This is a genomic window from Streptococcus mitis NCTC 12261, from assembly GCF_000148585.2.
Classification (GTDB): domain Bacteria; phylum Bacillota; class Bacilli; order Lactobacillales; family Streptococcaceae; genus Streptococcus; species Streptococcus mitis.
Genome location: NZ_CP028414.1, coordinates 841536 through 854622 on the forward strand (window position 1 = coordinate 841536; position 13087 = coordinate 854622).

The window sequence follows — 13087 nt, forward strand, 5'->3', positions numbered from 1 at the left end:
GTTCAAATTCTTTGAAATGAATACGATTGCATGGTATAATATATCGTATGTAATTGTAAAATTTAGTTACATAAAAAATATAGGAAGTGAACATTATGTATAAATCAAAAAGACAAAAAAATAAGTCTTTTGATTGGTATGGCTTGAGCCAACGTTTCTCTATTCGTAAGTATCATTTTGGTGCTGCGAGTGTGCTGTTGGGGACAGCCTTGATTTTGGGTGCTGCCCAAACGACTGCCAAGGCAGAAGAAACAGCTACTGAAAATAAAACAGAAGCTGTTGCATCTGCTCCAAAAGATGATAAGGCAGGTGAGAATGTCGCAAATGTGACGACACCAGCTCTTTCTGCTACGACAGAAGCGGCTGTAATAGAAAAGCCAACCTTGAGTGATGAGGAAGTTGCAAAATTAGCTGCTGAAGCATCTAAGAAAGATGATAAAGCAGCTGAAACAGCTACAACTGAAAAAACAGAAGCAGCTGACAAAGAAAAAGCAACACTAACTGCTCCTTCAACAGACAAAAAAGCTGATAAAGCAGTTGATGAAAAAGCTGATAAAAAGGACGAAAAGAAAGCAGAAAACCCAATTACTGCTACTAAAACTGTCCTTGAACAGTTGACATCTGAAGCAGAAGTATTGAACACAACTGCCTCAAACTTTGCGAATAAAAAGGCAGAAGATAAAGCTGGAAAAGAAGCAATCGCAACTGCAGTTGCTTCAGCTAAAATTCAAATCGAAGCTTCTAAGAAAGCTCTTGCTGCTGGAGAAATCACTAAGCAAGAATTGGATGCCCAACTCCAACGTATCTCATCTGCCATCGAAGCAGTCTATGCTGAGATGAAGCGTGCAGGACATGTAGGTAAAGTTGAAGCAGTATTGGCGGATGGAGCAGGTTCTACAGTAGCTATTGCTAATCCTATTAACAAAGTTGTTGTTAACAATGTTGGCGATATTACCGAAGAAGAAGCGCGTGCCATTGAAAAAGAAATCCGTACTGCAAATCCATCCTTGACAGCTGAAGATAAAATCGAAGTTAAACGAAAAGGTAATACAGGTGCTGCCGTAGCAACTGTAACATTGGCTAATGGTAAGGTAGATCAAAATGGTAGTAAAACATATAATTTTGCTATTGGTGATGTAGCTTATGGTTCAGCTGGTGAAAAAAACTATAGTCAACTCCGTGAAGCAATCAACTGGTTTGACTTCGCTACTGCGTCTATTACATATGCTGATGGAACAAAAGTAGGTGCTGTTGAATATGTTAATAATCCAGCTATGGTTGATTTCACGAGCTCTAAAGGACGTCAAGAACGCGGCCGTTTTACAATGGTTCGTACAGTTCTTGAATCTACAACTCATCCAGAGTTAGTAGGTAAGAAAACAAATGATCCGGCATTTTTAGCGTCTGGATTAGCTAAATATACATTGTGGAAAACATATGATCATGTGAAACATGAAGTGCAACAAGGTCTATCTGAAGGACGATTTAATAATGAAATATTTGAGGTTCTTCAAGAAGGAATGCGTTTCGATGTACCAACTAAGGTAAAAGGTTATACATTAAGTGCAACAGTAAGTTCCCTTTCTCGTAAAAAAGTTACCACAGAAACATATACTTTAAATAAAGCTAATGGTGAACCTGAAAATATCAACAGAAGCCCTGTTGATGGTGTTGTTCAACGTGAAGACGTCATTGTAACAAGACAAGATCCGAACTGGAGTCATTTACGATTAGCAGGATTTGAAACTAAATATGAAGATTCAAACGGGGTAACTCGTGAACGATTAACTGCCTTTGCTCCAGCTTATGATGGTGGTAACGTTGGGGTTAAGTTCCAATTATCAGCAACATATAATGGACGCCCAGTCGCGGTTAATGCGATTGCAGTTGATTCAGAAGATTTAGGTGCGGCAGAATTTACTCAGTTCGAATCTGATGGAACACCTTGGGAAGAGTTCATGCGTTTGAATAAAAACAAAACGGCTTCTAAAGGTTTATTCCCTAATAGAAATATTAACTCTAACTTTACATATACTTTCGATAGAAAAACAAATGCAAGGTTATCAACAGGTTATAATCTTTCTGAGTGGGCGAATAAAACGGAAACAGGTTATGGAAGCCAATTGTTCGGACCTTTCAATTCAGGTATTAATGATGGTTATGATCTTCCTATAGGTCTTACTCAAAATGTTGAGAACTTAGGAGTTTACATTAATGCCAATGGTAGCCAATCAGCAACAGTAGGTTTCGTTATTTATGATGGTGGGGATGCACCAGCCTCTTATGGTTCAGCACAACACATCATTGGTAACTTTAATAAAGATAAGAATGGAACGCAAGTAACTGCGACACAACCATATTTAGGAGATGTTCCTGCAGATACAGACTTCCGTACAACAATCACTGAGCCGAATGGAGCTTGGGTACTTGATGACTTAGTGAACTCAGAAGATTATAAAGAAATCAGTCTTGTTAGCGGTTCAACGCAAGTTACAAACTCTAAAGGTCAATCAGGAACATACTTATTAGATGGTAAAAACCCTGTAATTCGTATGGCTGATGGAACGCAAGTAGCGATTAAAAATGGTGAAATTCTATCAACAGCTAATACATTACAAGGTGGAGATGGTTTACCAATTAAAGGATTGTATAACCAAGCTACACGTGGACTTGGTGTAGGGAATCTACCAGATGAAGGAGAAGGACAACTTCTTGATCCAGCAGTTGCGACTAAGTACACACTACGTCATGCAAGTGAAAATGAATATATCTTAAAAGGTGTCAAAGTTAACCGTGGTGTCAATAATGATGTAGCCTATGTTCGTGGATGGGTTGACTTTAACGGTAACGGTAAATTCGATCTTTATGAATCATCTGAATTAGTAACAGCTAATGCTGATGGAACATATGATATCACCTTCAAAAATACACCTCAATTATTAAACACATCAGTAGATAATCTTGGTGTTCGTTTACGTGTTTCTGTAGACAAAAACGACTTAAGATTACCAACAGGATTAGCGTCTTCAGGGGAAGTAGAAGACTTTGTTGCGAACGTTATTCACCCACCTCGTGGAACACGTCATGAAACAAAAGATTTTCAAGGGAAAAAACAAGAAGTGAATTTCCCTACCAACGCTATGTTCAAGGCTAGTGGTAAAACAATTGAATCTAACTATAAACAATGGGCGGAAATTGATAATAATACGGCGCCTAAGATGGTGTTAAATGATACGGTTGTTAAATCTGAAGAACCAACTGGTAAGACTGTTGAAGTAAAAGACCACTTAAGCCAAACAATCTATAACGGTACGGAAGTTGTTGTTAAAGATGCAAGAGGAAATACTCTTGGTACAGCTGTTAAAGTAACGAATAAATTGACAGGTAAGACTGAATATTACTTATCTGAATATACTGAATATGATACAGCTGGGAATAAAGTTGGGGTTTATAAACTAAATGAAGGTTCTGCAGAAGGTAAGAATACTACACAAGGTTCTCTAAGCTTTACTAAGATTAGTTTTCAACCAGAAGCAGGATTTGTAGGTACAGCTAAAGGGGTAGCTATCCGCGCGTGGGATGATAATGGAAGTCACACTGGATGGGAAGCTACAGAAGATACAATTAAAGAATCTCTAACAAGTACGACTCTAGCTGAAAAAGATAAAGTATTAGAAAATGTAAACAATGGAAATAACGGTGCCAAATCAATGGATACTAGTTATATTCCAACGGTAATCGACGTTCGTCCAGTAGGAGAAGATACTACTACTGAGGATGTTCAAGGTGCTGTTCAAAAATCTAATCCAACTATCCCAGTTTATGGAACTGTTGAAACTGTTACGAATGATAAAGTAGAAGACGTTAAGTATACAGCTGATTATGTAATACTAGATAAAACTAAGAAACCAACTTTTGCAACTAGAAAAGAAACACCAGGGAAATTATATACAGAAGATACAAAAGTTGATAAGGAAACAACTGTTACACTAACAGATGGAACAACAGTCACTTATAAACCAGCAGATAAAATTCCGGCAGGAACTACAATAGCGAATACTGGTGATGTGAATGTTACAGGAACAGGAAATGTCACTGTAAATAACATTCGATTAGTTTCAGGTACTACGATCCCTGCTGGTGCAAAACCTCAAAGCAATCACCCAGCACCAGTGGAAGTAAAAGTAACATTAGCGAATGGAACAGAGCAAACAATTCCAGCGGGAGGAACAATTCCAGCAGGAGCTACTATCAATACGCCATTTACTAATTCAGCTAATAATACATTCGACAATGTAACTTATAATACTGGACAAACAATTCCGCGTGAAACCGGAAATAAGATTTCAACTTTAGCCAAGGAAACATCAGCAGATCAGTTAGTTCCAAAAGGTGAAAGTATTACACTTAATGGAACAACTTACAACGCAAATAATGATGTGATTCCAAAAGGAACTCGTACTGCTGCGACATATGAAGACTTAATGAACGTAACTCTTCCAAATGCAGTTCACATCGATCCACAAACAGGAGAAGTGACAAGTGTTCCACGTCGTTACACTAAAGTAACTGATACAGAAATCGTAATTGAAAACGAAGGTACTTACACATTAAACCAAGATACTGGTGAAATTACTTTCACACCAGATCCTAAGTTCGTAGGAACTGGTACTGGTGTAGTAAAACAACAACCAGATGTTGACTATAACGATAAAGTAGCTGGGGACCCAGTAACAAGTAAATATGGTACAGACTTTGGTAAAGCAACTTATACACCAATCGTTAAGCCACAGTCAAAAGCTTCAATCACTCGTACAATTCATTATGTATATGAAGATGCTAATGATAATCCAGCAAGTCAAGATTCATATAAAGATAATGCTCCAATCGTAGCAATCGATAATACACCAGTTACTCGTACACAAACGATCGACTATACTCGTGAATACAAGATTTTCTCTGAAGCGGGAACTACTGATAAGGCAATCACAACTGCGAACCAAGTTACAGATGCAACTGGGCATGTTTATAAAGTTGGAGATACTATCCCAGCAGGAACACAGTTCAATCAAGGTTCAATTATCATCGGTAAATGGACTGCTTCAAGTGATGCAAACTCTAAATTTAAAGAAATTATCTCACCAACAGTTAAGGGATACACTGCTGAAGTAGTAACAGCTAACTTCACACCAAATGCTGATGGTAAGATGGGACACATCCACAATGGTAAACAACCTGTTGGATTGTATACTCCAGTAGCTGACAATACTAGAGATGTTGGTGCATACGAACCATTAGTATCAGAAGTTCGTTCAGACGACAAAGATGACTTCGATATGTATGTTGTTTACAAAGCTGATATTCAAAAAGCTAAAGTAACATATATCGATTTAGATGCAACAGGTGATGCTCGTATTCTTGAAGTTCAAAACGCTAATCCAGCTCCTGTAACAGGTGCAGATGCGAAAACAACTTATGGTGTTACAACGCTTCAAGGTAAATCTCATACGAAGATTCCTTATACAACAGCTGAAACAATCAAAAAATATGAAGACCAAGGTTATGAATTAGTAACAGATGACTATACAAATAACTCTCAAGGTACAGCTGTAGAAGGTGGACGTAAGTTTGATGATGATAAAGAAGTAGATCAAGCATTCAATGTCTACCTACGTCACAAGAAAGTTACTCGTAAAATTAAAGATACCCAAGAAGTGACACGTACAATCGAGTACAAATATGCAAGTACAGATGATGTACCAGCAGATAAACGTGGAACAACAGCAGCACCAACAGTGACTGAAACACTTCACTATGAACGTGACCGTACAATCGATTACACATTAGCTGCAAAAGAATATCCAACAGAATACGCTACTTATAAGGCTGTATTGGATAAGAGTGGATATGATTCTCCAGAAGAATACAAAGCTCGTACAGTTTACTACGATCACATCACAAACAAAGCAATTGCAGCAGATGCAACAGCTGCTCAAAAATCAATCGTTACATTTGGACCATGGACTCCAGTAGGTGGAACATCTAACGATGCGATTACATTATCTGATGCAGAAAAAGCTAAAGATGATAAATTCAACCTTGTTAACTCTCCAGAAGTAACTGGTTATGTTCCAGATAACGCTACCGTAGAAGCGACTGCAGCAATCGATGCAGAAGCGGATGACTACAAGATTACAGTTCTTTATACTCCAGTGGAACAAAAAGCTGTAGTTAAATTCGTAGAAGTAGATCCTACTAATACAGATAAAGTCATTACTCCAGGTCTTGCAGATTCAATCGCAGTAACAGGTAAATCTGAAGCTACTTACCCAGCTACAACAGCAACTTCAGTAACAGATAAGATTGCTGAGCTAGTTAAGAAAGGTTACGAACTAGTAAATAACGGATTTGTATCAACAGATAAATTCGATAAAGATGCTGCAGTTGATCAAGAATATGTTGTGAAATTCAAAGCTAAAGTAGTAGATGTTCCATCATTTGATCCAACTAAACCATCAAGTGACGACAATCCAAAACCAACTCCAGGTGTAACGCCAATCGATCCAAATAATCCAGATGGACCAAAATGGACCGAAGCATTAATCAACGCTGTAAAAGTACAAGAAGAAGTAACACGTACTATTAAGTATGTATACGAAGATGGTACTCCAGTAGCAGAATCTGATTTAACAAGTGTGGCTGATAAGAAAGTTAAAACACTTAAATTCACACGTTCTGGTAAGATTAATGTAGCGACAGGAGAAATCACATACGGAGATTGGTCGGCTGATCAAACATTCGAAGCAGTAACTTCTCCAACACTTGAGAAATACACTGCGGCAGTTGCAGGTGTAACACCAACAGTTGCAGATGTGCCAGCGAAAACTGTAGCGGCTACAGATAAAGACTTTGAAGAGACAGTAATCTACTCTACAAAACCAACAACTGTAGATCCTAACAAACCAACAGATCCAACAAATCCAAATGTTACTCCACAACCTGATGATGTAGTTCCTAACGATCCAAAAGGACGTACATACAGAGAACTAGGTTTAGTTGAAGAAGTAACACACACAGTTCACTACAAACTTGAAGACGGTTCAGATGCAGGTATCGCTGATAATGTACAAACATTAACATTTACACGTACCGCAGAGGTAGATCCAGTAACAGGAGCAATCTCTAACTACGGTACATGGAAAGCTAAAGGTGGAGATACAACAATTGATGCTGTAACAACACCAAATAAAGATGGATACGTGGCTTCAGCAAAAACATCTACAGAACGTACAAATGTATCAGCTACGGATAAAGATAGTGAAGAAACAATTATCTACCGTAAACTTGGTTCATATGTACCAGTAGTACCAGAAGGCATCACACCTCCGGCAGATGCTGACCTAAATCCAAAACCATATCCAAATGCAACTCCAGCAGATCCTACAAAACCAGGGACACCTACTGAAACTCCAGTAGTTCCATACATTCCTGGAACAACACCGGTAGGACCAAATGGAAAACCATTAACACCGAAAGATCCTAACGATCCAAGCAAAGGATATGAAGTACCAGACTTACCAACAGATCCAACAGAGAACACTACAATTACCTATGTTAAAGATGGATCACAAGTAGCGATTGTTCACTTCATCGAAGTAAACAGTGAAACGGATAAGACTGAAAAAGGTGCAGTTGCAGAATCAGTAGTAGATACTGGTGATACAGGAAAAGCATTCACTAAAGCTGCAGATGTAACAGCAACAATTGAAGCACTAAAAGCTAAAGGTTATACAGTTGTAGAAAACAACTACCCAACAGATGGTACATTCGATGCAGATTCTAAGACTAACCAAGTATACAAAGTCCTAGTAACTGCTAAGCCAATTACTGTAAATCCAAACGACCCAACTCCAACTAAAGATCAACCAATCGATCCAAATAATCCAACAGGACCAAAATGGACTCCAGAGTTAATCAAAGAGTTAGAAGACGGACGTAAAGAGGAAGTGAAACGTACAATCAAGTATGTTTACGCAGATGGTTCAAAGGCTGCTGATTCAGTACAAGAAACTAAAGAGTTCAAACGTTCAGCAACTATCAATCCAGTAACTGGTAAGGTTACATTCGGAGAATGGTCACCAGCTCAAACATTTGAAGCTGTAACTTCACCAAAAGTTACAAACTTCACTCCAGATAAAGAGACTGTACCAGCGACAGAAGTAACAGCAACTGCTGAGGATATTACTGAAACAGTAATCTATACTACCAAACCAGCAAATATCGATCCAAGTAAGCCAGTAGATCCAAATACTCCAAATGTTACTCCTAAACCTGAAGACAAAGTACCAAACGATCCAAAAGGACGTACTTACAAAGAATTAGGATTAATCGAAGAAGTAACACACACAGTTCACTACAAACTAGCTGACGGATCAGATGCAGGTATCCCTGACAATGTACAAACATTAACATTCACTCGTACAGCTGACTTAGATCCAGTAACAGGAGCAATCTCTAACTTTGGTACATGGACAGCTAAAGACAATGATACAACAATCGACGCTGTAACAACTCCAAACAAACCAGGATATGTAGCTTCAGCAGCTAAATCTACAGAGCGTACAGAGGTTAAAGCTACTGATAAAGATAGCGAAGAAACAATCATCTACCGCAAACTTGGTTCATATGTGCCAGTAATTCCAGAAGGAGTAACACCTCCAGCGGATGCTGACTTAACACCAAAACCATATGAAGATCCAACCAGTGAAGATCCTACAAAACCAGGAACACCTACTGAAACTCCAGTAGTACCATACATCCCTGGAACAACACCAGTAGGTCCAAACGGTAAACCATTAACTCCGAAAGATCCTAACGATCCAACGAAAGGATATGAAGTACCGAAACAGCCAGAAGATCCAACTCAAAACACTACAATTACGTATGTTAAAGATGGTTCTCAAGTAGCTCTAGTTCACTTCATTAAAGAGGATGGTACTGCAGTTCACGTATCAGTTGCGGAAGCAGGAGATACAGGTAAAGCAATCAAGACAACAAACATTGATAACGTTAAAGCTGAATTAGAAGCTAAAGGTTATGAAGTTGTTGCTCCAACTGATGCAGCTTATACAGCAGAACGTGTAGCATTCTACGCAGAAGCTAACCGTACATTTGATGACAAGGATGACAAAGGTAATGATGGAATTAGTCAAGTTTACTATGTAATCGTTAAAGAGGGAATCAATCCAATCGATCCAGATAAACCGCTAGATCCAAACAATCCAAATACAACTCCAAAACCAGGAGACAAAGTACCTGGAGATCCAAAACAACGTACATACGAACAACTAGGATTACTAGATGAAGTAAATCGTACAATCAACTACAGATATGCGAATACTGATAAAGTAGAAGAAGCTAAACGTGGTCAAGAAGCTGCAGCTACTGTAGAACAAAAACTTCGTTACTCTCGTAAAGGTGACCTAAACAAAGTAACAGGTGAAATCACTTATACTTCTGATTGGACAGCACCACAAACATTAGCAGAAGTAACTTCTCCAGTTATCGAAGGATATGTTGCGGACATTAAAGCAGCTGAAAAAGTAGAGAACGTTGCTCATGATGCAGCTGATTCAGTAGTGAACGTTGTTTACTCACCACTAGGTAAATATGTACCAAAAGTACCAGAAGGATTCGAAGTTCCAAAAGTTGAGAAACCTCAATATCCAAATGATCCAACAGATCCAACTAAACCAGGAACACCAACAACAGTGATTCCTCATGTTCCAGGAACAACTCCAAAAGATCCAAATGGAAATCCACTGAAACCAGTAGATCCAAATGATCCAAGTAAAGGATATGTTCCACCAACACCTGAAAATCCAACAGAAGATACGCAAATCACTTATGAGAAAGATACTCAAAAAGCGAAAGTAACTTATGTGGTAGAAGGAACAGGAACAGTACTTCACACAGATAACCTAAAAGGTAAATCTGGAGACCCAATCGAGTACTCAACAGTAGCTAAACTTGCTGAATTGAAAGCTCTAGGATATGACTTAGTAAGTGACGGATTCACAACTGCTACAGATAAGAACTACGATAAAGATACGAAAGTAGATCAAAGCTTTGTAGTAACAGTTAAACCACACGTTGAGCCAATCAAACCAGTAGATCCAGAAAATCCAAATGATCCAAATAAACCAAAACCGGGTGATCCAATCGATCCTAAGAACCCTGATGGACCAAAATGGACTGAAGATCTAATCAAGAAGATTGATACAACTCGCCACGTGAACCGTACAATTAAGTATGTTAACGAAAAAGGTGAGGAAGTAGCTAAGAAAGTAACTGATAAAGTTACATTCAATCGTGAAGCTAAGATCAATTCAGTAACAGGTGAAATCACTTACGGTAACTGGACAGCTAAAGATGGAGATACAACATTCGATAAAGTTGAATCACCAGTCGTTAACGGATACATCCTGAAAGATGCCAAACAAAAAGAAGTAGCAGCTACAACAGGATTAACTGCAGACTCTAAAGATGAAAACATCGAAGTAGTTTACACTAAACTTGGTTCATGGGTACCGAAAGTACCAGAAGGTGAAACACCAATTGATCCACTTCCATATCCAAATGATCCGAACGATCCAACTAAACCAGGAAACGATAGACCAATCGTTCCTTACGTACCAGGAACTACACCAAAAGATCCAAATGGAAACCCACTGAAACCAGTAGATCCAAACGATCCAAGTAAAGGATATGTTCCACCAACACCTGAAACCCCAACAGAAGATACTGAAATCACTTATGAGAAAGATACTCAGAAAGCAAAAGTAACTTATGTGGTAGAAGGAACTGGAACAGTACTTCACACAGATAACCTAGAAGGTAAATCTGGAGAACCAATCGACTACAGTACAGTAGCTAAACTTGCTGAATTGAAAGCTCTAGGATATGACTTAGTGAGTGACGGATTCACAACTGCTACAGATAAGAACTACGATAAAGATACGAAAGTAGATCAAAGCTTCGTAGTTACAGTTAAACCACACGTTGAGCCAATCAAACCAGTAGATCCAGAAAATCCAAATGATCCAAATAAACCAAAACCAGGTGAACCAATCGATCCTAAGAACCCTGATGGACCAAAATGGACTGAAGATCTAATCAAGAAGATTGATACAACTCGCCACGTGAACCGTACAATCACATACGTTAACGAAAAAGGTGAGGAAGTGGCTAAGAAAGTAACAGATAAAGTTACATTCACTCGTGAAGCTAAGATTAACTCTGTAACAGGTGAGATCACATACGGTAACTGGACAGCTAAAGATGGAGATACAACATTCGATAAAGTTGAATCACCAGTCGTTAAAGGCTACATCCTGAAAGATGCCAAACAAAAAGAAGTAGCAGCTACAACAGGATTAACTGCAGACTCTAAAGATGAAAATATCGAAGTTGTCTACACTAAACTTGGTTCATGGATTCCAAAAGTACCAGAAGGTTCTACACCAGTTCCTCCGGTTACGTATCCAAACGATCCAAAAGATCCAACTAAACCTGGAACTGATAAACCTAAAGTGCCTTATATCCCAGGAACTACACCGGTGGTGCCAAAAGATCCAACTAAACCAATTAGTCCGGATAACCCACTAGTTCCATTAACACCAGTAGATCCAAACGATCCAACTAAAGGATATGAAGTACCACCAGTACCAACAGATCCAGGAACTGATACGCCAATCACTTACGTAACTGATAAACAAAAAGCTATCACTAACTTCGTAGATGAAAAAGGTAAAGTAGTATCAACTCCAGTAATTGATGAAGGTGATTCAGGAGCTAACTTCACTAAGTCTAAAGTTGATGAAGTAACTAAGACTATTGAAAAATTTGAAAAAGCTGGTTATAGAGTCGTTAAGAACGAGTTCCCATCTAAAGATACAGATAGAGTATTTGATAAAGATAAATCTGTAGATCAAATCTTCACTGTAACAGTAGCTGAAAGAATTATTCCAGTTACACCAGGTAAACCAATAGATCCAACTGATCCAAACTTACCGAAGAATCCAGATGGAACACCTGTGACACCATCTACACCAGAACCAGGTAAACCAGTATTCCCTAACGATCCAAACAGCCCAGTATGGCCAAATACTGTGAAAGATCTTGTAACTGAGAAATCAGCTACACGTACGATCAAGTATGTAGATCGCAACGGAAAAGAAGTTTCTGAAACTCGTGTTGAAACAATCAAGTTCACTCGTGAAGCAAAAGTTAACTTAGTAACTGGTGAAATTACATATGGTGAGTGGACAACAGATCGTAACGATGATATCTTCAACGGTTACCAAGTACCAGTTGTGAAAGGATACATCGCTAAAGCTGGTGATCTAGAATCATCAACTAAAGATGTACAAGTAACTCCTGATACAATCAAGGATATCAATGAAACAGTGATTTACGATAAGTTAGGTTCATGGATTCCAAATATCCCAGGAACACCAACAAATCCAATCACATATCCAAACGATCCTAAAGATCCAACTAAACCAGGAACAGATAAACCTAAAGTACCTTATGTACCAGGATTTATCCCTGTAGACCCAGAAGGTCAACCATTGAAACCAGTTGATCCAAAGGATCCAACGAAAGGATACGAAGTACCAGAGGTACCTGGTGATCCAACGCAAGATACACCAATCAACTACATTCCTAAGGATCCTACACCAAATCCAACTCCATACCCAGGTCCAACTCCAGCTCCAACTCCTAAACCAGAGCCTAAGCCGGAACCAAAACCTGAGCCAAAACCAGAACCAGAAACTCCACAACCTGTAACACCTGCAGATAATGGAGATAACAATGGAAATAATAATGGAACTCCAACAACTCCAGCTCAACCAGTAGCGCCTTCTACACCTCAATACATGGATGGTCAACGTGAACTTCCAAATACAGGTACAGAAGATCATGCTAGCCTTGCAGCACTTGGACTTCTAGGAGCCCTAAGTGGATTTGGATTGATTGCTCGTAAGAAAAGAGAAGATGAAGAATAATCATTTTGATTTTCATT

General features: G+C 38.7%; 1 protein-coding gene. It reads left to right on the plus strand.

Annotated features, from left to right (window positions below):
* Nucleotides 1-95: 95 nt before the first annotated feature.
* The gene (locus SM12261_RS04515; RefSeq protein ID WP_115262376.1) at nt 96-13070 is read left to right on the plus strand and encodes a mucin-binding protein; all 12975 of its coding nucleotides are present in this window, start codon (nt 96-98) and stop codon (nt 13068-13070) included.
* The last annotated feature ends 17 nt before the right edge of the window (nt 13071-13087 follow it).

Excerpts from the sequence above, each read along its gene's own strand:
- SM12261_RS04515 (WP_115262376.1), top strand. The coding sequence starts at position 96 with ATGTATAAATCAAAAAGACAAAAAAATAAGTCTTTTGATTGGTATGGC.